The following is a 24,598-nucleotide window of genomic DNA, read 5'->3' on the forward strand; positions in this document are numbered from 1 at the left end:
ATCGTAGCAGGGAAAGGGGTCGCGGTGGGATCTCAGCGGCGCGACGCCGTGAGAAACGCTCGCAGCCGAGCAACGAGATCGGGTCCACGCGGATCGGTGAATGATCCCGAGGCATCACCTCGTGGAAACGCATGCGCCAGGCCCTCTACTCTCAGCAGGGCAACCATGGTCTGTCCGCTGGCATTACGCCACTGCGTTTCCCGTACCTCCACGCCATTCATCGTGACCGCAGGGAGTTCGGTCACCACGAGTGCCGGCGCCCCCTGCCTCGCCGCCAATGCATCGTGCAATTGTACGTACTGCCGCGCCGTTTCATCGGCGTTTCGTACGCTCACGACCGGATCCGCCACGCCATGCACCACCACCACGGGCACCGCCTGCGCGTGGGATCCCATGGCCGTCAACCACGCGGCGCCACCAGGGAGCGCGTCACCTGCCCCTTGCTGCATAACCGCCAGCGCGCGCCCGACGTTCGGCGCCGCTTGCCACGCCACCCCCGCCACTGTCATGACAGAGGCAAACTGCTCCGGATAGGCGCCGAACAACAGATTGGCCATCGCCCCGCCGGCGGAAATCCCGACCAGATGCACCTGACCGCTCTGGCCCCCGTAGCTCCTGCGTACCTCCTCAATGAGCGCCGACAGAAGTGCGGGCTCGCCACGACCGCGCTGCTGGTGGGCCGCGTCAAACCAGTTCCAGCACTTGCGCGGGTTGGCGCTCTCCGGCTGCTCCGGATAGAGCACCAGCGCCCCCCCCTGTTCGGCCACCGCATCGAACCCGCTCCCGCGCGCAATATCTGCCGCGTCCTGGAGACAGCCGTGCAACATCACCACCAGTGGCCGTGGTGTACTGGCCGGCGCAGTGGGTAAGACCAGACGCCACGCTCGGCTCCCGTGAGGACCGGTGTGGCGGCCGGTGATCACCTGTGCAGGCGCCTCAGGTGTCGGAGCAACAGCTGCCATTTCGGTCATGTGTGTTTGACCCGCCTTCTGAAAGTGCGCCACGGTGGACGTGTCGAACGAAACACGCGGTGCGGGAGCCGCAACGGCCCCCGCACCGAATGTCACCCCAATCATGAGTGCCCGCCGCACGGTTAGCGGTCGTACCGGATGCCGAAGAACGCCATGCTGCCGATGGACGGCATGTTGAGCAACTCAATGTGCCGGCGACCAAGTCCGCAGCCCCAGCCACGCTGGTATGTCGCCGGCAGCGCCGCGTTAAGGAACAACGGCGGCGTGGTGGTGCCGCTGGTGCAGGCGAATGCATTCTGCACCGACAGATTCATCGTCGTGTGGCTATTGAGCTTGCGGCCCACGTTGAAATCGAAGGCCACGAAGCCCGGAATGCGACCGTTGTGCACGCCGGACAGGAACTGATAGTCCTTCACGAAGCGGAGCACAAACCCACCGAAGGCATCCCACTTGAGGTCGCGCGCATCCATGCCGGTCGTGAACTTGGCCTGCGGGCTGTTCAGCGCGGTGGCTTCCAGCGGATCACCGGGACGCTGAATGATGGAATCGAGCTTCAACACGCTCGCCGTGCCGGTCCAGTTTACCTTGTTGTTCACCACGTACCGCCAGCCGGCGTCGATACCCGACAGGGTGGCTTCGCCGAGGTTGTAATACGTGAGCGCAATTTGCTCCCCTCCGGCCGCGTTCGTGTACTTGGTATTCGTGGCCGTGTTGAAAGCGAACGTGGCGTTCGCGCCGGCGAACGGATTGGCGACCACCACCAGCGGGCTGAGGAACGACTTGTAGCGCGCGACATAGCCGGCGACGTCGATGTACAGTCGATCCTTGAGGACCGCCTTATACCCGAGTTCAAACGTATTGTTCACCTCGGGGACGACGGGGGCCAGCGTCCGCAGTGTGGTACCAGCCGCATTCTTGACGGTGATGCCATCACGATTGCCGAATACCCCAAGACCAGGTGCGAAGTCCCGGAAGAAGAAGCTGGTTTGCAGTGTGGTGGGCGACTTGAACGCCCGATTGAACGTCAGGCGGAACGTGCTGTTCTCCGTGGGCGACACCAACAGCGCGGCCTTGGGGCTGAACTGCGGATCATAAAACTCCGGATCGTCGTAGCGTGCCCCGAACACCAGTTTGGTCTGTTCGTTGATCGGCGTCTCGGTCTGGGCGTAGGCCCCCAGCTGCGTCATCAGAATGTCTTCACCGGTAACGGCATCAGACAGCCAGACCCGCTTCGAACTCACCTCATCGCGACGGTACTGGACGCCGGAGACCACCCGAGTATTGAAGAGCGCGGGGAACGTGCGGTTGTACTGCACTTCGGCGGCACTCATGCGACCATCGGCCGGGAAGCCGGAGAGCGACTTGACCGAATCGTCGCTCAGTGACGCAAAGCGGGGCGCCTGACGGTTTTGCGAGTAGCCGTTCAGCGCAAACGTCTGCCCGGACAACGAACGGGTGGCATACGCCTGGGCGAACCAGTGATCACTGGTGAAACGCACCTGCTGATTCCAGTAGCCCCAGTTGCGGAGCTGATTCCGGCCGGCGCTGGTCACACCAATACCGTTACTGTTGCTGGCGCCACCCTGATACTCCAGGCGGGCCCCGTTGTCGAAATAGTACACCAGCGCCGCACCGCCGCGCGTATAGCCGGTGCTCCAGTCGGCGCCCTGCTCGCGGGAGAGCGGACCACCGGCGACCGCCGCGGCATACGTGTTCTGATTCTGCCAATCCTGGGCAAAGATCCGCTCGCCCGTGACCTTGAATCCAATCTTGTTCCACACGTTGGCGTAGCGGAACTGAAAGCTGGAGAAGCTGACCTGTCCGGGCTTGCGGTTATTGAAGTCCCCCACGTTCATGGTGTTGCTTCCGGCCGCCGTTTCCAGCGTCAGCCCCTTGAACTGCTTGGGATCCTTGCTGAGCAGCGTCACGACGCCGTTGGAGGCATCGGGGCCGTACAACGCGGCACCCGGTCCCACCAGCACTTCAACGCCGGCAATGTCCACCTTCGGAATCGTGGTAAAGACGCCCACCGGCAACCCGTTTTCCGGCAACACGGCGATACGGTTGTCTTCCATCTGCAGCATGCGGTTGTTGAACGCGCTGTTGAAACCGCGCGCGTTGATACCCGCCGCGGCAATGCCTGTCTGGAAGAAATCCACGCCCTTCACTTCCTTCAGCGCGGCCGTGAACGAATTGCCCACGGTATAGGTCAATTGGTCCGCGTTGATGCGGGTCACGGTGGCAGGCGCTTCGGTGATTTTTTCAACTCGACGCGAGGCGGACACCACGTACCCACCGAGTTGCAGCGCCGACGCCTGCAAGGTGATATCGAGGCGGGTGTCCGCCTCACCGGCGATGGCAACGTTTTCGAACGTGCGAGCGACGGCTCCGATACGTTGGACCCGTATGGTATACGAACCCACGGGGACGCCAAGCACACGGTACTTGCCGTCCAGTCCGGTGGTTGCCCCGAAGCGAGTGCCCACAACGGTCACCTGCGTGCCCGGCAAGGGCGCCTTGGTACTATCGGTGACCAACCCAGACAAACTCCCTGACTGCGCCGCAGCCGCGGACGGGATCACCGCGAGAGCCAGGGCCATGATAACGGCGCGCCCGGACGCGAGCCGGCGAATGAAGCACTGCATGAATTCTCCTCCAGGAGGGAACTGCGTGTAGAGGAGCACGGAGACGATATCCGACTCCGCGCGGGTGGAACGTCAAAGAAAAAGGCGGACACGAGCTATGATCAGAAACGACATCAACCACAGAGCGGCAGACGAGAGCAGGCGTGAGACGCCGCAGCGGCGTCAGTGGCGCACCTCCTGAGCCGTGACATCGGTTGCAGGGCCGTACAGCGCCTCGAAGTGCGCCGCATAGCGGAGGTCGGCGGCGGCGCGGATCACCTTGAAGGTGGGCGTCAGCAAGCCGTTGTCCGATGAGAACTCGTCGGCGACCACGGCAAACCGTTGTACCCGATCCGGACGCGCCAACGAGCTGTTCACATCGGCGACCGCTCCGCCCAACAGCTCCAGGACACGGTCGTCCCGCAGCAACTCCACCCACGGCAGGTCAATGCCCTGCGCCGCAGCCCACGCTTCCAGCGCGTCGCGACGCGGTGCCACCAACGCCGTGAGATACTTGCGGCCTTCCCCGTGGCAGACGGCGTGGGCAATAAAGGGGGATGCGGTCAGCGCCGCTTCGATGGGTACCGGGGGTACCTTTCGGCCGGTGGAGAGCGCAATGAGTTCCTTGGCACGTCCGGTGATGCGCAGCGAGCCATCGGGAAGCAGCTCCGCCAGATCCCCGGTGTGCAGCCAGTGTCCGTCCTCACTGAACGCCGCGCGCGTCTCCGCAGGACGGTTCCAATAGCCATCAAAGCTCAGCGCGCTGCGACGGACCAGCAGTTCACCGCGATCATCGATGCGCACCGTGGTGCCGGGCATGGGTGGCCCGACCGTATCAAAACGCGGCGAGTCGGGCCGGTTCATGGCGATGCACAGATGCTCCGTTTGGCCGTACGCGCCCAAAATGGGCAAGCCCAGTTGCTGCAACGTTTCGGCGATCGCCACGGGCAGCGCGGCGCCACCGGACGTCGCCAACCGTACACGGTGCCCCACCCGCGCCGTGATGGCCGCGCGCGGATCGCGCCCTTCACGGCGGGCAACGTCTGCGGCTTCGTACAGGCGTTCAAAAATGCGAGGAAGGGCACCGAGAAGCGTGGGCTCGAAGTGCGCGGCGACCGGGAAGAGATCCGTTGGATCTTCGATGAGCGCTGACGACATCCCCACCAGCAGGCGCGTACACATGCCGAAAACCCGTTCAGCCGCATGGGAATACGGCAAAAAGCTCAGGGTACGGTCGCTGTCACCGAGTTGGAGCACTGCCGCAATGGACGCCGCTGACGCCGCGAGATAGCGATGTGAAATGCATGCACCCTTGGGTTCACCGGTGGAGCCGGAGGTGTAGATCAGCGCCGCGAGCGTGTCGGCGACGATGGCTTCGCGTCGGGCATCGAGCGCGCGCCCCAGCGCACGGTCCTGCATCAGCAGGGCAACGCCCTCATCGGCAAAAACGTGCAAAGGCGTGACCGCCAATGGCAGGCCGACATCCGCGGTATCGTGCGTGTCGAGCACCACACCCGGTAGCGGCGTGGACACCGATGCCGTGGCAGACGCCAGACGCACGGCTTCGTGTCGCTGATCGGTAAACAGCCACCGGGCGCCGCTGTCGCGCAGGACGTGATCCACCTGCCCAGGGGTACTGGACGGGTAGATGCCAACACCCACCGCCCCGATGGATTGGATGGCAAGGTCCAGGGTGGGCCAGATGGGCCGGTTGCCGGCAAAGACGGCAATGCGGTCTCCCACCTGCACCCCCGCGTGCACAAGCCGCGCCCCTATGGCGCGCACCCGCGCACTCATCCCGCCCCACGTGATGCGCTCCGCCGGCGTGTGATGGCCGCGCGGATACACCGCAAACATGAGTGCGTCCGGCATAGCTTCCGCCCGGACAAAGAACCGATGAATGAGTGGAGAATCCACCACCAGACTCACGAGGTCACCTCCTCACCGCGCATGCCAGCGCATGGCCAACGACCCCATGGCCAATCCGGCGCCGGAGCCGGTGAACATCAGGAGTTCCCCATCACGCACGCGACCGGTTCGCACCGCATCATCCAGCGCCATGGGGAGACAGGCCGAGCCGGTGTACCCCCACTTGTGCATGATCGTGTGCGCCCGCTCCATGGGCTGCGAGAGTCCTTGCATGACCGTTTCGATTGTGGAGCGGTTCACCTGCGTCCAGAACCAGCGATCCACATCGTCCGGCGTGTAGCCGATGCGGCCGAGCACGGACTGCACGATGCGAGGCCACCCCTCCTCGTTGATCGAGGCGGGATACTTCTGTACGAAGCGCAACTTGTTCTGCAATCCGGCGTCAAGCACCGATTGGGAGATGGGGGTGCGTGTCCCTCCTGCGAAGACACCCATGCCATGGCAGTACCGGCCATCGGCAAAGAGCTCGGACGCGAGAATTCCGTCGGTGTCGCGAGCCTCCACGACGACGGCGCCGGCACCATCCGCGAAGATCGTGACCGTCTTCTTGTCGTGCTGGTCGAGATACTTCGACATGGCATACGCCCCCACCACCAGGATGCGCTGATAACGGGAATCGCTGCGAATGTATTTCCACGCGACATCGAGGGCGGTGACAAATCCGGCGCACCCGGCGTTGAGATCGAACGTGCCGGCCCGGGTGAGCTCGAGACGGCCGTGCAGCACCGATGCCGTGGCGGGCGAGATGAACTCCGGGGTGTCGGTGGCGACGATCAGCAGGTCAATGGCATCGGGCGCCACTCCGGCGGCTTCCATGGCCAATCGGGCCGCATCCTCCGCGAGGTCGGCGGTGCTTTCGTCCCCCATGCACCAATGGCGCTCCTCGATACCGAGGGTGCCGCGGACAAACGGGTCGATGTCCTCCCCGAGCATCGTGGACAGCTCGGCGTTGGTAACGATGCGGGAGGGGACGGCACTGCCGGTGCCCGTAATTACGGCCCCGCGCACGGGCATGACGGAGGGTCCGTTCATGCGCTCCTCGACGGCACGCGCCCCGACGACGCCCGCGCCACCAATCGCACCGGGAGCGGACGTGCGGTGGGCACCCGATGGGTGGAACGCTCAATGAGTTGCAGCAGCAACCGGGCCGCCCGAGCCCCAAGCTCGCGTGCCGGGATGGAGATCGTGGTCAGTTCAGGTGTCACGTAGCGAGCCAGTTCAATGTCGTCGCACCCCACGACCGACAGATCGCGGGGCAGTTCAAGGCCCGCGGTGAAGCACTGCTTCACCGCTCCAATGGCCATCAGGTCGTTTGCACAAAACGTCGCCGTCGGACGTGCGGTGCTTGCCAGCAGCGCGCGCATGGCATCGCGCCCCCCGCTGACGGTGGCGGGTGCCCGGCGCCAGCGATCACTCTCCAGCGACACCCCGGCTTCCCGGAGCGTGCGGACGAAACCGCGCTCGCGCATACGGAAGGCGTGCACGTCGGTCGCCGGCCCTATGAAGGCAATGTCCCGGTGACCGAGTTCGAGCAGATGGCGGGCGGCAAGCTCCCCCGCCGCCAGAGCGTCGGTGGCGATCCCGGGCCACTGATCACTGGGCTCATCGATCAACACGACGTTCACCCCGGCGAGCGCCTGCTGCGAAAGCGCCGCCGCTCCCACGGCGTCCAGCAGCACCCCATCAATCTGCCGCGCGAGCAGCACCTCGAGATGCTTCTGCGCATCCCGTACGCTGTGATCGCAAAGCAACACCGCATAGCCGGCGTCGGCCGCCACGCGTTCAGCGCCAGTCACGACATCAGCCACGAAGGGATTGCGAATGTCGGGGACGATGATGCCGAGGGCGTAGGAGCGACGTTGCGAGAGGGAGCGCGCCACCACATTGGGGCGGTAGCCCAGATCGGTCGCCGCGTCGAGCACGCGCTGACGAGTACCAACCGCCACCCGGGCACGGGGATGGTTGGACAGGACCAACGAGGCGGTGGGCTGGGAGACACCAGCGCGGGCGGCGACGTCGTGGATAGTGACGCGGCGCCCAGGAGGGAGGGGGCACACGCGAGGAATATCGGGGTGCCAATACGCATTGGCAAGGGTATCCTGATCGGCGCCCGTTCCCCTACCTTCCATGTATGCTGGCCACCAAGACCACCAAGGAATGGCTCACCGCTGCTGCCCCCCCGGCGCGACGTCAGCGGTCGCTGTGGGTGCGGGTGCTGGTCGCCCTCACCTCCACCACGGCACTGGTCGCGACCGCCGCGCTGGTGGCCGCAGCGGCCATTGTGCCGCCGGTTGGTGCCCGACGGACGGCGCGGGAGGCCGCGCTTCGCGAGGTGCAGTCCGCCATGGGAGACGGCGAACAGGTTGTCGCCGAGGCCTTTGCCTCACAGCGCCGATGGACCGATATGTGGCGCGAGTCCTTTGGGGTGGTGGTGGCCACCGATCGTCGGCTGCTGTATGTGGGGGCGCCGCCCACGCCGCTCCTGCGCCCGCGTGACGATGGCCCGCTCGAACTGCTCGTGGAGAGCTATCCCTACGACGCCGCATTTACTCTGGAACCCCGCACCATTTTTCGGGGGCTGGGGCGCGGGCTGGTGCTGCGAACGCCAGCCGCCCAGGTGAACTTCATTCTGGACGATGCGGCGTGGGCGAGCGCCCAACGGGTAGCGCAGGCCAGCGCGGCCGCCCGCGGGGTCGCCACCCGGCAACAGCAGGAACTTGAGCGCACCATTCAGACGGCACCGCGCCGTGCGGAGGAGTTCGTGCCGCATGTTGTACGTCGCGGCGAAACGCTCACCGGCCTCGCCCGCCGGTTTCGCACCACCACGGATGTGCTGCGTCAGCTCAACCGCCTGGGCAGTGACGACATTCAGGTGGGACAGCGATTGCGCGTGCCCAAAGTGGTGATCGCGGATACGGGGCAAGTACCGCCACCGTAAGGCCGTTCCCGACGCGTCCAAGTGGGAAGCGGCGGGGTCGCGCCACGGATTGCACGGATCAGGCGGAAATGCACGGATTCACAGCACCAATTGCTGCTGTTGAATCCGTCCAATCCATACCCTCCGAACAATCCGCGGCGCGGCTCGGCCGCCGCCCGGTACGCCAGTCGGTGGTGTTACTGCCCCAACACGATGGCAAACACGAGCGGCGCTACGATGCTGGCGTCCGACTCGATGATGAACTTGGGCGTATCGATGGCCAGTTTGCCCCACGTGATCTTTTCGTTCGGCACGGCGCCGGAGTACGACCCGTACGACGTGGTGGAGTCGCTGATCTGACAGAAGTAACCCCAAAGTGGCACTTCCGTACGCCCAAGATCCTGGTGCAGCATGGGCACCACGCAAATGGGGAAGTCGCCCGCGATACCACCGCCGATCTGGAAGAAGCCGATCGTGGAGGTCTTGGTCATCTCGGTGTAGAGCTCGGCGAGATACATCATGTACTCAATGCCGCTCCTGACCGTATGGACATTTTTGATGTCCCCTTCCATGCAGTGACCGGCAAAGATGTTGCCGTTCGTGCTGTCTTCCCACCCCGGCACGATGATCGGGATGTTCTTTTCTGCCGCGGCCACCATCCAGGAGTCCTTCGGATCGATCTGGTAGAACTCCTTGAGCTTCCCGCTACGCAGAATGCGGTACATGAACTCGTGCGGGAAATACCGCTCACCTGCCTGATCGGCCGCCTGCCACTCTTCCAGCACTGCTTTTTCAATGCGCCGGATGGCTTCAGCCTCCGGAATGCACGTATCGGTGACGCGATTGAAATGCTGATCAAGCAGCTTCTGCTCGTCTTCCGGCGTCAGGTCACGATAATTCGGCACCCGCGCGTAGTGGTCGTGCGCGACGAGGTTGTAAATGTCTTCCTCGAGATTCGCCCCCGTGCACGTAATGGCGTGCACCTTGTCCTGACGGATCATCTCGGCCAGCGAGATACCCAGCTCCGCGGTGCTCATGGCGCCGGCGAGGGTCACCATCATTTTGCCACCCTTGTCGAGGTGGCTGACATACGCGTCGGCCGCATCAATAAGCGCCGCGGCGTTGAAGTGACGATAGTTGTGACGAAGAAACGCCGTTACGGGCGCCGAAGTAGACTGAGCCATGGAGAGGTCGGTGTCAGACGGTCAGGACACGCCGGGCACCCGAATGGGATCTCGCCCGCATGCACCGGAAATCTAATCGTCCCGATTCGGTGTGCGTCTCAATGCGGTAAAGACCGCGGCCCCGCCAAGCAGGGCGGCAATGCCGGCGGCACCATTCACGACCGCCACCAGCGCACCCGCCACGAGCAGGATGGCAGGTAGCGCCGCTCCCCCTCTGCTGGACGCCGCGCGGTCGGGGCGTTCTCCCCGCCAGGCGTCGGCCGCGCGCGCGCCGCCCCAACCGAGGCCATTGGTTTCCCCGCCAACGTACAGGCCAGGCACGGGGGTTGATGTTGACCGCGAACGGCTGTGCCCTTCCGACGCGCGGGACGCATCGTCCACACGCTGCGACCGTTCGAAGGCACGACTGGCCGCGTTCTCGGTCAGCAGTGACAGGCCGAGGCGCACCGGCAGCAATGGCCCGGCCTCGCGCTCATCGCTCATAACCATTGGGTAGTCACCCGAAACCACCGTCGCACGTTCCGTCTCGGGCGCCGGCGCCCGCGAGTCGTGCGCGGCACCACGGACCAATACATTCAGCAGGCGGCGCACAGAGGGGGTGACGCTGGCGCCCGAGCGCCGGAGCAACCGTTCAGCCTCGTCCACCATGGGCGCACCAGTACGGTCCGCGGGCCAACGGCCTTGCCCCGCGGACTGAACGGCCCCCTGCACCGGCGCGTGACCGCGCAGGAGTGGCACCAGCTTTTCCATCAGCGTGGTGAGCGACGAAGGAGCGGCGTGATCCTGGCGCACCACGATGAGCAACGCCGAGAGAATTTGCCGGGCAGCATGCGCTTCTTCCGGCATACAGGCGCTGGCCAACGCGCCTCCCGACGAACAGCCCCGCAACATCGTGCGTGCGGCGACCACCAGCTGATCCTCACGCAGCGTCGCGAGGCGACTGCCCAGCCGGGCGAGGGCGCCGGTGAGCATATCGTGCGGCTCGCCGGTAGCGCTGCCCTGTACGGGGTCGGCTTCGCCGGGAAACGAGGCGTCCTCGAGGAGTGCCGCGTCCCCCAGGAGGTCCTCAGGTGGCTGGCCGGGGGGGGTGACGCGGGGCGCCAGATCGTCCACGGGCAGTCGCGCCGCGCCCCGGGTACGATCGGCCCGTGCGGCCCGGATCTCGTGACGCGCCCACGAGAGCGCCGGATGGGCCGGCGCTTGCTGAGCGAGACGCGAAAGAATGTCCGCCGCATCGTTAGTGTGGCCCTGTCGTGCCATCAGGACAGCCTGCTGCGCCATGAGGACCGGGTCATTGGGAGCGTTCGCCAGCGCCGGGGTTAGCGCGGAGCGCGCGCCCGAGAGATCGCCGACCATCGCCCGGGCCACGGATTGCATCAACCGCAGGGCGAGAGATGCGGGCTGCGCTTGCAGCCCTTCGGTGGCCACGCGGTCACCCTCAGCCGGGTGCCCCATGATCGTGAGCGCGCCCGAGCGCAGATACCACCCCTCTTCACTATGTCGAGCCCCTGACCAGACCGCATCCAGGGCCACCAGTGCCTCGCCGGGCAATTGTCTCAGCAGCTGGCCGCGGGCCGACTCAAGTCCCATTTCCATGGCCACAGGTGCGACCATATCCCGGGTTTCCACGAGGTCGGCAGCAAAGAGCAGATCGGCCAGGGCAACGCCGCTGCGACTGAGCGGTGAACCACCTGGGGGCAACGGGCGGGCGCCGGATTTCTCCACCGGCACCAGCGCACGCGACGGCGCCACCGGCCGCAACGGAGCGGCCGGTGGTAACGGGGCACCGCCAGCGGCACCACCAAGCCCAGTCACGTCAGGGGGCATGCGATGAGGTATCGACTGCTGAGGGCCGGCGGATAAACAGCGACGCCGTGGCCCCTCGCCGCACTATACCAGGGCCTCGACCAGCGCTTCCTCGTCGTCCACCCGGACGTAGCTGCCCATTTCGTCAAACCAGCGATACGCACTGCCCGCGGCATCGAGTGCCAGTGACCGGCGGGTGGCACTGTGCTCATAGACGCGCAGTTCGCCCACACCAGCCGGTCCGGCCACAAACCCAATGAACCAGAAGGCCGCCGTCGCTTCGACCGCCGCAATGCCGAACACGGAGGCCAGCGCTCGTTGGAGAGGGTACCAGTCCGGGGGACGGTACGGCGGGAAAATATCGTCTGACATGGGCATCGTGATTTCCCGCTGGACGCCAGCCACACGGCCAGCGTCACGAACCGTCACAGCCGTGGACCACTTTGATATCAGACTCCGCCCCGCCGGCCCATGTGGCGGTCAGCGCGAGGCTCGGGTGTGTTGTCGCATGAAATCCACTGCCAATGTGAGCGACTCTCTGGCCTCCGGCAGAACGGCGGCGAAAAACTGCCAGACGTGTGGCACGCGGGCCCACATCCGCAGCGACACCGGAACCCCCGCCGCCGCCGCCCGCTGGGCGACCCGCACGCCATCATCACGCAGCACCTCGTCGGTGCTCGCATGCACCAGCAGTGGGGGAAGCCCACGAAAATCTCCGTACACCGGAGACACGTACGGCAACGACGGATCGGCCGTCCCCACGTAGAGCTTCGCCGCCCGACGGATCGTGTCACCGGTGAACATGGAGCAGCGAGCACTGTTCTCCTCGAGCGACGCGCCGGTGCCCGTCATGTCCGTCCACGGACAGAACGTCACGAGCGCCGCCGGCGGTGGCCATCCTTCATCCCGGATGGCCAGGGCCAGAGCGAGCGCGAGTCCGCCGCCTGCCGAATCCCCCGCCAGCACCAGTCGCGTGGGATCAATACCCTGCACATCGAGCAGGTGTCGATACGCCGCCTTGACGTCGTCGAGCGCGGCGGGGAACGGGTGCTCCGGGGCCAGCCGATACGTTGGCACCCACGCCTGTCCCTTGGTGCGTCGCACCAGCGAGCCGACCAACGAACGGTGGGTTTCGGGCGAACAGGCGATGAAGCCCCCGCCATGCAGGTACAGCAACGTGGGGGCGTCACTCGCCCGTGTTGGCCAGCACACATACTCCCCGCCGGGCCAGCCCTGCCCTGCCTCCTGCCGACCGAATGTGGCGCCGGTGGACTGCGCCATGAGACGCCGCGGCCCACGTGGCCGACCCATGTTCGCGCGCACCCACAGCGGATCGATGGGCTGGGTCGCATGCGGGCGCATACGCGCCGCCACCAGCAGGTGCACCAGATGGGCCTGCCAGGTGGCGGCGCCAATAGCGGGTGTAGGGGAAAGCGGGATAGCGGATTCCATGGGCCAGACTAACACTGGTGAAAACGGGAGCACGAGGTGTGCAGGAGAAAACCCTTGACCGAGCCGACACGCACCCCTGCCGACTCGTCACCCACTCTCCGGAGATACACATGATACTCGTCACCGGCGCCATGGGTCGCATCGGGACCGCTGCCATTGCGGCGCTGCACGCGCGTGGACTTCCCTCACGCGCTTTGGTGCCGTCGCGCCAGCGGGTCCCCTGGCTTGCCGACTTCCACACCGAACTCGTGGAGGGTGAGGCGGAGCATCCCCTCGTACTCGAACAGGCCCTCGACGGCGTCCACGCGGTCATTCTCATTGCGCGGCCTTCGGCAACCGAGGTGGACGCGCAACGGCGCATCGTTGACGCCTGCACCGCCCGGGGAATTGCGCGCATTGTGAAGCTGTCCGTGGCGGGAGCGAGCGAACACGCCGCGGCGGACGCCGCCCAGTGGCATTGGCGCGCCGAGCAGTACCTGCTGCAGGAGGCCGGTGAACCCTGTATCGCGCGTATTGGACGCATCATGCAGGATCTGCTGCTGCAGGAACCGCTGCTCCTCGCGCACCATATGCTGGTCGGCTGCCAGGGGGACGGTCTCGCCGCCGACGTGGACGCCCGCGACGTGGGAGCCGTCCTCGCCGGACTGGCCGCCACCGACGCGCCACCGCAGTCCCCCGTGCTGGTCACCGGCCCCGAGGCGTTCAGCCGGCGGCGCGCGGCGACACTGCTTGGCACCGCCTTGGGGTTCCCGATTCGCTACGTCCCCTGTACGCCAGGGGACCTGACCCAGCTGTTGCTGGGGAGCGGCATCTGCCAGTGGCAGGTTGATGATCTGGTGCGGTATGAGTCTGCCGCTGCCCTGGGAGACTGGCATACCGTGACGGATGCGGTGTCCCACTGGACCGGACACCCGGCCCGCACGTTTGCCGCCTTCGCCAACGAAATGGCTGCGTCGCTGCAGTATTCGCACGGGCTGCCACAGGGGGCTGGTGAGGTACGCGACCAACTCCCCGTGGCGGTACCCCCTTGATCAGACGCCGACCTGCTTCTCCACCCGATCGCGATAGTGACGGCTCAGCCGGAGACGCGTACCATCCTCGAGGATGACCACGTAATCGCCGGAAAACCATTGCTGCATCTCACGCACGCGATTGAGATTCACGATGGTCGAGCGATGGATGCGGGCAAACAACCGCGGATCAAGCGTCTCTTCGAGATGCGAGATACGTTCCCGGATCGTGTGCGCCGTTTTGCCCACGTGCAGCCGCACATAATTGCGATCGGCCTCAATCCAGTCGATCTCCGTGGTTTTCACGAAGAACATGCGGCCATCCTGCTTGACCAGAATACGGCTTGCGTAACGGCCATTCGCGGCGTTGGCACCTCCCGCACTATTCGCCGTCCCGTTCGCGGCCCCTCCAACAACGCCCAACATGGCCGCCGCGTCGCCCGCCGCCGCAGCGCCGCTCCCATCGGCCAACCGCCGAACCGTTTCCAGTAGCTCCCCCAGACGCTCGGCGGCTACCGCATTGGCGCGCTGCTTCCGTGCTTTGTCAAAGGCCGACCGGAAGCGATCTCCGTCAACGGGCTTGAGCACATAATCCACCGCATGCACATCGAACGCGCGCTGTGCATGCTCGTCGTACGCCGTGATGAACAGCACCATCGGCACCGGGCCGCTGTCGATCTCGCGCAAGACCCCGAAGCCATCCAGACCGGGCATCTGCACATCGAGGCACACCAGGTCCGGCTGCAGTTCGCGAATCATCGCAACCGCTTCATGGCCAGACTCGGCTTCGCCCACCACTTCAACATCCGCCTCATTCTGCAACAACCGCCGGACACGCTGACGGGCCAATGCCTCGTCATCCACGATCAGGACTCGCACGCTCACCATCTCCCCTCCCGTTGACGATTCGAAACCCATCGACCATTCACATCGGGAGGTACGATGTGACGATGCGGCTTCGACGACCATGGCCTCCCTCGACCAGCCCTGTCACGAACTGGAAGAGAGATGAGCCTGTGCAACCCGTGTGTTTCCGTGCATCATGGCAGACAGGGAACACGGCACATACGCCGAAACATGACGTATAGTTGCACCGGAACCCTTCAACGGTTGCACCAAGTACCAGTTGAGGGAAGTGCAGCCAAACGGCTGCACCTCGCTGTTTTCCGTGGTTGATACATCATTCGCACAGCAAGGTTCCGCCCGAGACGGGCCCCTGGCTGCGCCCTTACGCGTCTTGTCTCACCTATGGCCGTCTCGTCACACCCACTGACCATTGCCGACGAAGGACTGGGGCTACGCCAGCTGACCCGCTGGCTTTTCGCCCTGGTCTGGATTGTCCCCGCCGTCCTGGCGGCGCTGCAGATGAGCCTTGTGGGAGATGCCTCTGGCACCCACTACGGGCTCGGGACGGCGCTGGTGTGGCAGGGATCGGCCTGGATGCTGTGGGGGCTCTGGTCCCAATTGATTCTGACGCTGGTGGATCGGGTCAAACTGGATACAGCGAGGATTCTCCCGTGGCTGTCACTGCACGCCGGCCTCACGGTGGTCCTGAGCGCGGCCAACGTGCTGGCGATTGCCTGGCTCGACCACGTGTTCGGCGCCGTGGGACAGGTCACCAGTTATGCCTTTGCGCTGCGGGTGGTGTTGGTCAATCACCTCGACATTCAGGTCGTGCTGTATTGGGCCGTGCTGGGCGCCGCGTATATGGTGGAGTTCGTGCGCCGCTATCGGGAGCGCGACCGGGCGGCCACTGAACTCGAGCAAAAGTTGGCTCGGACGCAGTTGGAGGCGCTACGCATGCAGCTCAACCCGCACTTCCTGTTCAACGCGCTCAATTCCGTGGCTGAGCTCATGGAGATGGATGTGCAGGAAGCGCAACGCACGCTGATTCGCGTGAGTGACCTGTTGCGCCTGTCGCTGCGCAGTGCGGGGCAATCGCTCATTCCGGTGTGGCAGGAAATCGAACTGGTGGAGCTGTACCTGCAGATTGCCCGCGTGCGTTATGGCGCGGGGCTTGATGCGGATATTGAGGTGGATCCCAATGCGGTGGATCTGATGGTGCCCAGTTTCCTGCTGCAGCCCATTGTGGAGAACGCGCTCAAGCATGGCCTCGCGCCTGGGCACGCCGACCAGTCCATTCTGGTCAAGCTGCAGCGCGTGGGGAGCAGTCTCGAGATTGTGGTGGAAGACAACGGCAAGGGGTTGCACGGTCTCCTGACGACAAGCGGGCGGTTTCTCGCGGCGGCCCCCAGCGTGGATGGGCTGGGCATCGGGCTGACCAATACACGCTCACGGCTCGCCATGCTGTACGGCGATCGCTACGCCTTCCGCATGAGTAATCTTCCCACGGGCGGCTGCCGGGTGGATATCAAGTTGCCTATTGAGTGACACCGATACCGCCGGTGCGGTGTATGGGCAACCGTATCCGTTCGAGGCGTTCGCCGCAGTCTCCCATCACCGACTCCCATGTCTGAATCCATTGCTCCGCGCTCCCTGGCTGCCGCCCTCATTCTCGCGCTGGGCGTGGCCGGTGGCGGGTGGCTGGCCGGCGCTGGCTTTGCCCGGATGCGTACCGCCGATCGAACGGTGTCGGTGAAAGGGGTGTCCGAGCGGGAGGCCAAGGCGGACCTCGCCATCTGGCCGTTGCGGCTCGTGGCGACCGACGACGATCTGGGCCGGGCAAATGCGGCGCTCGAGCGAAACGTGCAGCAGGTACGGGCTTTCCTGCGCGACAACGGACTGGACTCGACGGCCGCGGAAATCACGGTGCAGGAGTTTCGTGTTGAGGATGCGCGTACGATGGGCGGTTACAGCAACACGGCCCGCTATATCATTCGCCAAACGCTGGTGGTGCGGTCGGCCAATGTGAATCAGGTGCAGGTTGCCAGCCAGCGCGTGCCCGAACTGGTGCGCAATGGCGTGGTGTTGTCATCCGGGCAGGAGTACGGCGGTGGTGGCCCCACTTTCGTCTTCACCAAACTCAACGACCTCAAACCCGCCATGATTGCCGAGGCCACGGCACGGGCGCGTGAAGGGGCAGAGCAGTTTGCCAAGGACGCGCGCAGTGCGTTGTCGGGGATTCGCACCGCCAGCCAGGGGGTCTTCGAGATACTCCCGCGCGATCAGGCCGCCGGCATCAGCGAAGAAAGCCAGGTCATCAAGCGGGTGCGCGTGGTGACCACCGTGGTGTACGGCCTGAACGACTGAGTGCCCAGCGCTCAGACAAACGCGGAGTGGCCGGTAATCGCCCGCCCCACAATCATGGTGTTGATCTCGTTGGACCCTTCGTAGCTATAGATCGCTTCGGCATCGGCGAAGAGTCGGGCCACATGGTATTCCAGCAGAATCCCGTTGCCGCCCATCGACTCGCGCGCCAACGCCACGGTCTCGCGACACCGGGCGGCACAGAACTGCTTGGCCAACGCCGACAATTCATCGCGAGGCCCCAGTCGGTCCTGCAGCTCCGACGCGCGGAGCGCGAGCCCGATCATGGCCGTGATGTTGCCCAGCATTTTGACCAGCATGTTCTGCACCAGCTGATAACTGCCAATGGGGCGCCCGAACTGCGTACGTTCACTGGCGTAGCGGAGCGCGTATTCGTACGCCCCCATGGCACACCCTACGCCCTGCCATGCGGTACCGCACCGGGCCATCACCAGCACCCGCTGGGTATCCGCAAAGCTGCGCGCCTGCTGCAGTCGGTCTCGCTCGGCGACGCGCACATTGTTTAGCGTAATGAGCCCGTTGTGCACTGTGCGCTGGGCAATCTTCCCGGTCATCAGCTCCGCGGAGTAGCCGTCCAGCGAAGTCCGCACGATGAACCCCTTCACCGACTGGTCGGCTTCATCGCGCGCCCACACCACGACAATGTCGCACCAGGTGGAATTGCCAATCCACTTCTTCTGTCCGTTGAGCACCCAATGATCACCATCCCGCCGGCAGGTGGTCGTAAGCCCCTTCGCCACGCCCGATCCCACATCGGGCTCGGTCAGTCCAAAGGCCCCCACCATGTCCCAGCGGCGCAACGGCGGGAGCCACTCCGCCTGCTGTTCCTCCGATCCGCAGAGCGCAATGGCCCCCATGCAGAGGCCGGCGTGCACCCCAAAGAACGTGGCCAGCGAGGGATCAACGCGCGCAAACTCCATGCTGAGCAGTCCATCGGATATCGTGGCCGTGGCTGCCCGCTCGGGCGTGTATTTCCCACGGAGCAGATCCAGCGCCTTCATGCGCTCTACCAAATACTCGCGTGGAAAGTCGGCCCTCTCCCAGAAACCATTCGCCTGCGGCTCCCACTCCTCGCTCATGAACTGCCGCAATTTCAGCCGCTCGGTGTTGATGTCATCCGGAACGGTGGCAAACCAGTCGTAAAAGTCGCTCGTGGTAATTGGCGCGCGCGAACGGGGAGGCTGGGCAGACATGGCAGCGGGGGCAAAGGGCAGGAAACGGCACGTGGGCAGCATTATACTCTTTGGTGTCGTCCTGCACTCAACGCCGCAGGCCGGGGACTCGCTCCCATCATTTTCTCTTCCCTGCACTGCCCCCGTGTCCCTCGCCCGCCATCTCGCCAAACTGGGATACGGTACCCGCAAAGAAGCGGAGCGTCTGCTACAGGCGCGCCGTCTCACCAGTGCCGACGGCACGGTCTTGCGCGACGGCGACCGTTTTGTGCACGAGGAGGTGCGCCTGGACGGGACGCCGCTGGATCCCCCCCCGAACAGCGTGGTGCTGCTCAACAAGCCGGTGGGGTATGTGTGCTCCACCAGCGACCGACCGCCCCTGGTGTACGACCTGCTTCCCTCACGCTTTCTGCAGCGCACGCCGGTGATGGCCACGGTGGGGCGCCTCGATGCCGATACGTCCGGCCTGCTGCTACTGACGGACGACGGCGCGCTCAATCACCGACTCACCTCGCCACGGTCACACGTGCCCAAAACGTATGTGGCCACGTTGGCGGAGCGGTTGCGCGGCGACGAGGCCGCCCGCTTTGCCAGCGGCACCATGCGGCTGCAGGGCGAGGAGACGCCACTGCTCCCCGCCCAACTGGAGGTCCTTGGTGAGCGGGAGGCCGCGCTCACCATTCGCGAGGGACGCTACCACCAGGTGCGGCGCATGTTTGCCGCCACCGGCAACCACGTGGTCGCGTTGCGACGCACGTCGTTGGGGTCACTCCTCCTGGGCGCGCTCGCCGAGGGGAGCTGGCGGGTGTTGGACGGCGTGGAACGGGAGGCGCTGGTTGGCGCCGCCCGCGCCGCGAAATCAGGGCCGGGCCTCACCGCCGAGACGTAGCGAGCGACGTGCGGCGCCCGTATCCGACTCGGCGAGCAACCGCCGGATCGCCGGACGCAGCGACAGGGGAGCCACCGGCCCCATGACCGTGTGCCGCACCACGCCGTCCCGATCGAGCAGATAGCTGGTGGGATAGCCACGCACCCCGCCAAAGGCCGCAATCACGTCGTCACCCACGATGGCCACCGGGTACGTGATGCCACGCTCCGCCAGAAAGGCGTCTACCTTCGCCGCTGGGCCGCGATCGACCGACAACCCGAGCAGCACCATCCCCTCGGCCTCGTAGGCCGTCGCAAGCTGCTGCAGCGCCGGCATTTCGGCACGACATGGCGGGCACCATGTCGCCCAGACGTTCACCAGCACCACGCGTCCGCGGAGACTATCGGCGGTAAGAGTGTGACCGGTACGGGTCTGCACGGCGTAGACCGGACGCCGGGCGGCGCGCTCCCGCACCCCAATGAGCGCTTCCACGTGAGGCCAGCAGCGAGGGGCCGCCCACACCAGCACGACCGCCGTCAGCAGGTTGGGTAGCGTAGCCCACGACGGCCACCACGATGGCCACCAGGAGGCTCGCGGCCGCTCCTCCCGAGGTGACCCGCCATCAGCCATGGCGCACCGCCCCGATCACCTTGAAACGACGCCCGTCGTGGGCGGTGCGGACTTCGCCAAAGCACTCCGCAATCAGCGTCTCGTACGGCAACGTGCGGTTGGCCACCAGATACAACCGCCCTCCGGGCACGAGGCGCGCGTAGGCCTGTTCGATGAACGCCCGCGGGATGGCCAGATCAGTGCCTTTCCCGAGATGAAACGGAGGGTTGCTGATTACGACATCAAACCGGGCATCGCCCGCGGCGCTGGTGACATCGCTGGCCTGTACCTCCACGTTACGGCACCCCGCCTGCAGGGCTGTGCGCCGCGCACACCGAACGGCGTCGGCGTCCGCATCGAGCAGCAACACCCGGCCGGTGTGTGACTGGAGTGCGGCGACCACCCCAAGGACACCGGAGCCGCAGCCCAGATCGAGGACCGACTCACCGGGGGCAATACGCATGATGCCACCCAGAATATCCGAGGCTTCATCCACGTGTTCCCACGAGAACACGCCGGGACGGGTATACATGGTGAACGTGGTTTCGGCCAACGCCACGGGGACTTCATGGAACCGCTCGGTGTCCAGCCATGGCGACGAGATACTGGGCGCATCTACCGGTGCCTCGGCCAGCTTGGTGGCCATGACCATGCGACAGCTACTGTGCTGCGCCTCAAGCCGGGCATGTCCGAACACTTGCTGCATCAGCTTCGCCGCCGGTTTGGCCCCTTCATCGTTGGCGCCGGCCAGCAGACACACTCCGCCCACCGCCAGCGCGCGAAACGCCTCGGCCACCTGTTGCTGCACACCGTGCTTGTCGGTGGCAATACGAATCGTGGCGAGCGCGCACGACCCGGCGGGAACCACATCGTTGGCCAACACGGCATGCGCCGCATGAAACGTCCGCGGCGTGGGCCCTTTGGCGCCAGCCTCCAGCGAGCGCTGCGTTGCCTGCGCATTGGCGGCGTACCGATCAAATGCAAAGGGTTCGAATCCCTTGGCCATGGCCACAGCGGGGACGAGTCCGTTTCCACTGGCCAGGTGCAACGACGTGGCACCGGGCACCGGTGCCGGCATCCCCGCCACCCAGGAGGCAAGCATCAGCGCGGGCGCATCCACCGTGCCGTGCGCCATGACGCCGGGCTTGGACGCCACGAGCACGCTCATGTTGTCCATGTGTGCCGGACCAATCTGCCACGTTTCGTATGCGGTACTGCCCACGTTCAGTGCTCCCCTGGCTCGTTCGAACTGTGCGTTGCGCTCGCTGCAAGGTACTCAGTCGGGGTGCGGTGGAGTGAATGGCTCCCCGCCCCAACGAGCGCCCTCTCGGTGCGGACGCCCGCTACTCCCGCACCCACACGACCGCGGTGCGGGCCGGAACCCGCAGCAGGCCGGTGCTCGGCGTCCACACCGACGCCCGTGCCCGCGTATCGGTGGCCCCGGACGCGCGATGAACAGGATGCAATTGCAGCGGTTGTCCCTGCAGGAACGGCACCGGAATCTCGTGATCAATGACGTCCACGTTGACCGCGTACAGCACGTCGGCGAAGCCCGCGTTCGCCAACCCTCGGCCATCAAGGTGTCCCACCACCACCGTGGGCTCCTGTGATGCGCCGACATTGGCAAAGCGGAGCCGACGCATCACGGCATCGGCGCTCGGCAGGCGAAACAGCGGCGTACTGGCCCGAATGCGCAGCAGATCCTTGAAGGCCTCACGCGTCCACTGCACCTGAGACGGCGTTGGCACCAGACCAGTGTTGGCCAGGCGCGGCTGCATCACGGGCCAACTGGCGGCGTTGTCACGACGCGGTGGCAGCCCACGCGAAAAGCCGTGCGTCAGGCCGGAGGGATCGTAGACATTGAACCAGTCCCCGGAGTCGAAGCTGTTGCGGTCGAGACTCTTGCTGCGCAGCAACTCCTGACCGGCGTGCACATAGGCGATGCCCTGACTGAACAGCGCCAACGCCGAGGCCAAGTGCTGCACGCGCGCACGATCTTCGCCACTCGTGTTCGCGGGCAGCTTGAGGATGTTGATGTCGAAGAGCGTCAGGTTGTCGTGGTTCTCCACGTAGTTCACCACCTCGCCGGGCGAGGTGACATAGCCGGCGGGCTGTGAGCCCCCGTAGCGAATCTCCGACAGAGGTCCGGTGGAGCCATCAGCGCGGAGGAATGCAAACGACCGCAGGGAACCGGCCAACCCCACACGAACCAGGTCGGCCGCGGTAGCCAGCGCCGCTCGGTCAGCCCCCGGCGTACTCGCAATGGCGCGCGCCTCGTTGGGGGCATACCCCAACCCGTTCACAAAGCCCTGGTGACGCACCTGGTCGGCACCATCGTCCATAGGGCTGCCACCACGAATGGCATCGCGGGCGCGGTCGCTGAAGGTGGCAATGCCGCTCCCATTGAGCGAGAGTTGCGAGGCCTGCACGAAGCGGCGCCCATCGGCCACTTCCCCGAAATTCCACCCTTCGCCAATGAGTGGCACGACCCGACCGGCAGCAGCATTGACCGCACGCTGCAGCGCTTCCATTGCGGCGCGCGGCTGATGTCCCATGAGATCGAAACGGAACGAACTGATGCCGTAATGCCTGACCCACGTGACCGCCGACTCGATCATGAGCTTCGCCATCATGCGGTGCTCAGTGGCCGTATTGGCGCAACAGGTGGAGGTCTCCACTCGGCCAGTGGCATCGAGGCGATGGTAGTAGCCGGGCACGATGCGATCGAGCACCGACGAGGCATGTTGCCCCGATGCGCTGGTGTGGTTGTATACCACGTCCATTCCCACGCGCAGTCCACTGCCATTGAGTGCTTGCACCATGCGCCGGAACTCCCGAATACGCGCGGCAAAGTCACTCGCGTTGGTCGCGTAGCTCCCTTCGGGCACCGTGTAGTGCAGCGGATCGTAGCCCCAGTTGAAGCAGTCACCGGCCGCGGCGTCCATCGCCGTCGTCTGCTGGGTCTCACCGTCGGGAGAGCCACGAATCTCCGGCGTGCGACAGCCGAGTTCCGGAATGGTGGCGATATCAAACACCGGGAGCAGATGCACGTCGGTCAGCCCGGCGTTGGCCAGCGACCGCAGATGCTGCATGCCAACGGAGGCCGTGTCGGTGAAGGCCAGATACCGCCCCCGATGCGCGGCCGGGACCGTGCTGTCCTGGACGGAGAAGTCGCGCACGTGCAGCTCGTAGATCACCTGATCCGTGGCGTTCGTGAGCGGCGGCGCGCGCCGCTGCCCCCATCCGTCCGGCACAAGCGTTGGATGCTGGAGATTCACGACCACCGACCGGGCGGAGTTGGCGGTCAGCGCCAGCGAATAGGGGTCGGTAACCCGGTTGCGGACCATGCCCACCCCGGGGACGTACACGTCTACCAGATACGTGTACTCAACGCCGTGACGTACCCCGGCGACGGGCGCCTGCCAGACGCCGCTGCCGGCGTTGGCAGTGAGGGGCAGTACCCGTGCCTTGTTGGCGGTGTAGAGGCACACACTCACCTGCTGGGCGGTGGGAGCCCACAGAGCAAAGGTGGTGGCGGTGGCCGTGGTCGCTGCGCCCAAAGTGCGGGGCTGTGCCAGCGGCCCGTGCAGCGCATCCAGCGCCAGTGCCCGCTGCGTGCCGGTCACCTCCACAAGCCGGCCCATGGCGTCTTCGCGCGCCAGCACCAGCTGTCCGGTGGCGCGGAAAGGGCGTCGTCGAGATGACGGAATGCGCAGGGTGACCCCGGCCCCCACATGCCGCACCTGTGCGGCTGTCGCCGTGGCCAGGGGGCCGACGTATGGCTCAAGGTGCACCGTGTCGGTTGCCCCGCCCACCGGCCCGCCCGTGGTGAGGCGCAGCGATCCGGTGGGGTTGCCATACACGACGTACCGTTCTCCGGCGGTCGGAGTGGGGGCACCCGGCCAGCGGACAGTGCGGGCGTCGAGCCAGATCCCGCGGGCGTCCAGTGGCGCGGCGAGGAGTTCCCGGTGCAGTACCGTGGCCGCATCGGCCTGGGTGCACGATTGGACTGCGACGGTGTCGGAGGCTGTTGGCGCCACGGCGGCCTGAAGGCGAGGTGGCGCCAAGAGGGACAGCAGGCCGACGGTGGCGGCCGGGCGGAGGAAGGCGAAAGACGCAAGCATCCTACACGCTGACCCGTTAGGCGGGCGGGCGCCAGCGGTCGCCGCCCATTGCAACCGCGGGTCCTGGAAACAACCATGCCCCCGCCACGGAAACCGTGACGGGGGCATGTGAAGTGGGCCTGCGAGGAGTTGAACCTCGGACCTCACGCTTATCAGGCGTGCGCTCTAACCACCTGAGCTACAGGCCCGGTGCCAGGCTACACGAACTGTGCAACCGATCCACCAGAGCCGCATAATGTATCCCGTAATGCGGCCTACGTAAAGGGATCCCGGCCATTTCGTGCGATCTGCCGGAAACCACAACGGGCGACCCACCGGGTCGCCCGTCTGAGGTTCACAGCGCCCGTTGCTCACGCGTCGGGATCGTCCTCGTCTCCGTAGCCGAGCCCTTCGTCGTAGTCGAAGTCCTCGTCGTCATCATCATCTTCGTCGTCATCGTCGTCGTCGAGGTCATCCTCGTCATCGTCGAGGTCGTCGAGGTCATCATCGTCGTCGTCATCGAGATCATCATCATCGTCGAAGTCGTCGTCGTCGTCCTCCTCGTCCTCGTCGAGATCATCCTCGTCGAAGCCTTCGTCATCGAAATCTTCGTCGTCGGCCAACATGAATACCGAGGACTGCACCTTCTCTTCGAGCGCGTCCAGCGACGACGACCCGAACAGCTCCAACATGAGACGATTCTCCTGCGAGTGTGAAGAAAATGG

Annotated in this window: 20 protein-coding genes and 1 tRNA gene; 5 read left to right on the forward strand and 16 right to left on the reverse strand. The window is 65.4% G+C overall.

Translation table 11 applies throughout. From position 1 onward, the window contains the following. Window positions 1-32 precede the first annotated feature (32 nt). The 5 genes from GEMMAAP_RS11205 to GEMMAAP_RS11225 all read right to left on the reverse strand — a co-directional run bounded on the left by GEMMAAP_RS11205 (window position 33) and on the right by GEMMAAP_RS11225 (window position 7,581). On the reverse strand, window positions 33-962 hold the full coding sequence (locus tag GEMMAAP_RS11205; RefSeq protein WP_158514828.1) for an extracellular catalytic domain type 1 short-chain-length polyhydroxyalkanoate depolymerase: 930 nt from the start codon (window positions 960-962) through the stop codon (window positions 33-35). A 131-nt stretch (window positions 963-1,093) separates the two neighbouring features. Beyond that, window positions 1,094-3,571, reverse strand: a complete 2,478-nt coding sequence (locus tag GEMMAAP_RS11210; RefSeq protein WP_158514829.1) for a TonB-dependent receptor — start codon at window positions 3,569-3,571, stop codon at window positions 1,094-1,096. 207 nt (window positions 3,572-3,778) lie between these two features. After that, window positions 3,779-5,512 (reverse strand): AMP-dependent synthetase/ligase, encoded by a 1,734-nt coding sequence (locus GEMMAAP_RS11215; protein WP_158514830.1) that lies wholly within the window; start codon window positions 5,510-5,512, stop codon window positions 3,779-3,781. 24 nt (window positions 5,513-5,536) lie between these two features. Then, entirely contained in the window at window positions 5,537-6,556 is a 1,020-nt protein-coding gene (locus GEMMAAP_RS11220) for a 3-oxoacyl-ACP synthase III family protein (RefSeq protein WP_202969118.1), read from the reverse strand. Next, on the reverse strand, window positions 6,553-7,581 hold the full coding sequence (locus GEMMAAP_RS11225) for a LacI family DNA-binding transcriptional regulator (protein ID WP_026849699.1): 1,029 nt from the start codon (window positions 7,579-7,581) through the stop codon (window positions 6,553-6,555). Before GEMMAAP_RS11225 ends, GEMMAAP_RS11220 begins: the two co-directional genes overlap by 4 nt. Before the next feature lie 74 nt (window positions 7,582-7,655). Here GEMMAAP_RS11225 and GEMMAAP_RS11230 point away from each other — a divergent pair, with 74 nt between their 5' ends. Next, a complete protein-coding gene (locus tag GEMMAAP_RS11230) occupies window positions 7,656-8,462 on the forward strand; it encodes a LysM peptidoglycan-binding domain-containing protein (RefSeq protein WP_026849698.1) in 807 nt (268 codons plus the stop codon). A 176-nt stretch (window positions 8,463-8,638) separates the two neighbouring features. Here the strand turns inward: GEMMAAP_RS11230 and GEMMAAP_RS11235 are convergent, their stop codons facing one another. From GEMMAAP_RS11235 to GEMMAAP_RS11250, 4 genes are all read right to left on the reverse strand, one after another. Beyond that, complete coding sequence (locus tag GEMMAAP_RS11235; RefSeq protein WP_026849697.1) at window positions 8,639-9,625, reverse strand: deoxyhypusine synthase family protein; 987 nt, start codon at window positions 9,623-9,625, stop codon at window positions 8,639-8,641. A 72-nt stretch (window positions 9,626-9,697) separates the two neighbouring features. Then, on the reverse strand, window positions 9,698-11,452 hold the full coding sequence (locus tag GEMMAAP_RS11240; protein WP_145979102.1) for a tetratricopeptide repeat protein: 1,755 nt from the start codon (window positions 11,450-11,452) through the stop codon (window positions 9,698-9,700). Between the two features lie 63 nt (window positions 11,453-11,515). Continuing rightward, a complete protein-coding gene (locus GEMMAAP_RS11245) occupies window positions 11,516-11,803 on the reverse strand; it encodes a hypothetical protein (RefSeq protein WP_145979103.1) in 288 nt (95 codons plus the stop codon). A gap of 108 nt (window positions 11,804-11,911) precedes the next feature. Beyond that, entirely contained in the window at window positions 11,912-12,883 is a 972-nt protein-coding gene (locus GEMMAAP_RS11250; RefSeq protein WP_053334136.1) for an alpha/beta hydrolase, read from the reverse strand. Window positions 12,884-12,993: 110 nt separating this feature from the next. On the opposite strand from GEMMAAP_RS11250, the gene GEMMAAP_RS11255 reads away from it, so the two are divergent. Next, window positions 12,994-13,914, forward strand: coding sequence for an NAD(P)H-binding protein (locus GEMMAAP_RS11255; protein WP_026849694.1), 921 nt, complete (start codon window positions 12,994-12,996; stop codon window positions 13,912-13,914). Here GEMMAAP_RS11255 and GEMMAAP_RS11260 read toward each other — a convergent pair whose 3' ends face one another. Continuing rightward, the gene (locus GEMMAAP_RS11260; protein ID WP_158514831.1) at window positions 13,915-14,772 is read right to left on the reverse strand and encodes a LytR/AlgR family response regulator transcription factor; all 858 of its coding nucleotides are present in this window, start codon (window positions 14,770-14,772) and stop codon (window positions 13,915-13,917) included. 369 nt (window positions 14,773-15,141) lie between these two features. On the opposite strand from GEMMAAP_RS11260, the gene GEMMAAP_RS11265 reads away from it, so the two are divergent. Together GEMMAAP_RS11265 and GEMMAAP_RS11270 are read left to right on the forward strand one after the other, a co-directional pair. Further along, window positions 15,142-16,284: a sensor histidine kinase gene (locus tag GEMMAAP_RS11265; RefSeq protein ID WP_053334135.1), complete on the forward strand. Its 1,143-nt coding sequence runs from the start codon at window positions 15,142-15,144 to the stop codon at window positions 16,282-16,284. Window positions 16,285-16,362: 78 nt separating this feature from the next. After that, entirely contained in the window at window positions 16,363-17,103 is a 741-nt protein-coding gene (locus tag GEMMAAP_RS11270; RefSeq protein WP_026849692.1) for an SIMPL domain-containing protein, read from the forward strand. Between the two features lie 11 nt (window positions 17,104-17,114). Here the strand turns inward: GEMMAAP_RS11270 and GEMMAAP_RS11275 are convergent, their stop codons facing one another. After that, window positions 17,115-18,356, reverse strand: coding sequence for an acyl-CoA dehydrogenase family protein (locus GEMMAAP_RS11275; protein WP_082821251.1), 1,242 nt, complete (start codon window positions 18,354-18,356; stop codon window positions 17,115-17,117). An 82-nt stretch (window positions 18,357-18,438) separates the two neighbouring features. Between GEMMAAP_RS11275 and GEMMAAP_RS11280 the strand changes: the two genes are divergently transcribed. Further along, complete coding sequence (locus GEMMAAP_RS11280) at window positions 18,439-19,182, forward strand: pseudouridine synthase (RefSeq protein ID WP_026849691.1); 744 nt, start codon at window positions 18,439-18,441, stop codon at window positions 19,180-19,182. Here GEMMAAP_RS11280 and GEMMAAP_RS11285 read toward each other — a convergent pair. The 5 genes from GEMMAAP_RS11285 to GEMMAAP_RS20720 all read right to left on the reverse strand — a co-directional run bounded on the left by GEMMAAP_RS11285 (window position 19,153) and on the right by GEMMAAP_RS20720 (window position 24,565). Beyond that, on the reverse strand, window positions 19,153-19,791 hold the full coding sequence (locus tag GEMMAAP_RS11285) for a TlpA family protein disulfide reductase (protein WP_075071494.1): 639 nt from the start codon (window positions 19,789-19,791) through the stop codon (window positions 19,153-19,155). The genes GEMMAAP_RS11280 and GEMMAAP_RS11285 overlap by 30 nt on opposite strands. Further along, on the reverse strand, window positions 19,784-20,992 hold the full coding sequence (locus GEMMAAP_RS11290) for a class I SAM-dependent methyltransferase (RefSeq protein ID WP_053334132.1): 1,209 nt from the start codon (window positions 20,990-20,992) through the stop codon (window positions 19,784-19,786). The genes GEMMAAP_RS11285 and GEMMAAP_RS11290 overlap by 8 nt, the downstream gene beginning before the upstream one ends. Before the next feature lie 121 nt (window positions 20,993-21,113). Further along, a complete protein-coding gene (locus GEMMAAP_RS11295) occupies window positions 21,114-23,894 on the reverse strand; it encodes an alpha-1,6-glucosidase domain-containing protein (RefSeq protein ID WP_082821252.1) in 2,781 nt (926 codons plus the stop codon). A 114-nt stretch (window positions 23,895-24,008) separates the two neighbouring features. Further along, window positions 24,009-24,082: transfer RNA gene (locus GEMMAAP_RS11300), tRNA-Ile, on the reverse strand. Window positions 24,083-24,244: 162 nt separating this feature from the next. Then, window positions 24,245-24,565 carry a hypothetical protein gene (locus GEMMAAP_RS20720; RefSeq protein ID WP_053334131.1) on the reverse strand — a complete coding sequence of 107 codons (321 nt, stop codon included), beginning with the start codon at window positions 24,563-24,565 and terminating at the stop codon, window positions 24,245-24,247. Window positions 24,566-24,598 lie beyond the last annotated feature (33 nt).

Origin of the sequence: Gemmatimonas phototrophica (assembly GCF_000695095.2) — a bacterium.
Taxonomy (GTDB): Bacteria; Gemmatimonadota; Gemmatimonadetes; order Gemmatimonadales; family Gemmatimonadaceae; genus Gemmatimonas; species Gemmatimonas phototrophica.

Bases quoted from the DNA above. Each gene is read 5' to 3' on its own strand.
- GEMMAAP_RS11220 (WP_202969118.1), bottom strand. From the start codon at position 6,556: ATGAACGGACCCTCCGTCATGCCCGTGCGCGGGGCCGTAATTACGGGC.
- GEMMAAP_RS11235 (WP_026849697.1), bottom strand. From the start codon at position 9,625: ATGGCTCAGTCTACTTCGGCGCCCGTAACGGCGTTTCTTCGTCACAAC.
- GEMMAAP_RS11285 (WP_075071494.1), bottom strand. From the start codon at position 19,791: ATGGCTGATGGCGGGTCACCTCGGGAGGAGCGGCCGCGAGCCTCCTGG.
- GEMMAAP_RS11295 (WP_082821252.1), bottom strand. From the start codon at position 23,894: ATGCTTGCGTCTTTCGCCTTCCTCCGCCCGGCCGCCACCGTCGGCCTG.
- GEMMAAP_RS11205 (WP_158514828.1), bottom strand. From the start codon at position 962: ATGGCAGCTGTTGCTCCGACACCTGAGGCGCCTGCACAGGTGATCACC.
- GEMMAAP_RS11210 (WP_158514829.1), bottom strand. From the start codon at position 3,571: ATGGCCCTGGCTCTCGCGGTGATCCCGTCCGCGGCTGCGGCGCAGTCA.
- GEMMAAP_RS11250 (WP_053334136.1), bottom strand. From the start codon at position 12,883: ATGGAATCCGCTATCCCGCTTTCCCCTACACCCGCTATTGGCGCCGCC.
- GEMMAAP_RS11265 (WP_053334135.1), top strand. From the start codon at position 15,142: ATGGCCGTCTCGTCACACCCACTGACCATTGCCGACGAAGGACTGGGG.
- GEMMAAP_RS11230 (WP_026849698.1), top strand. From the start codon at position 7,656: ATGCTGGCCACCAAGACCACCAAGGAATGGCTCACCGCTGCTGCCCCC.
- GEMMAAP_RS11255 (WP_026849694.1), top strand. From the start codon at position 12,994: ATGATACTCGTCACCGGCGCCATGGGTCGCATCGGGACCGCTGCCATT.
- GEMMAAP_RS11270 (WP_026849692.1), top strand. From the start codon at position 16,363: ATGTCTGAATCCATTGCTCCGCGCTCCCTGGCTGCCGCCCTCATTCTC.
- GEMMAAP_RS20720 (WP_053334131.1), bottom strand. From the start codon at position 24,565: ATGTTGGAGCTGTTCGGGTCGTCGTCGCTGGACGCGCTCGAAGAGAAG.
- GEMMAAP_RS11240 (WP_145979102.1), bottom strand. From the start codon at position 11,452: ATGCCCCCTGACGTGACTGGGCTTGGTGGTGCCGCTGGCGGTGCCCCG.
- GEMMAAP_RS11275 (WP_082821251.1), bottom strand. From the start codon at position 18,356: ATGCTGCCCACGTGCCGTTTCCTGCCCTTTGCCCCCGCTGCCATGTCT.
- GEMMAAP_RS11245 (WP_145979103.1), bottom strand. From the start codon at position 11,803: ATGTCAGACGATATTTTCCCGCCGTACCGTCCCCCGGACTGGTACCCT.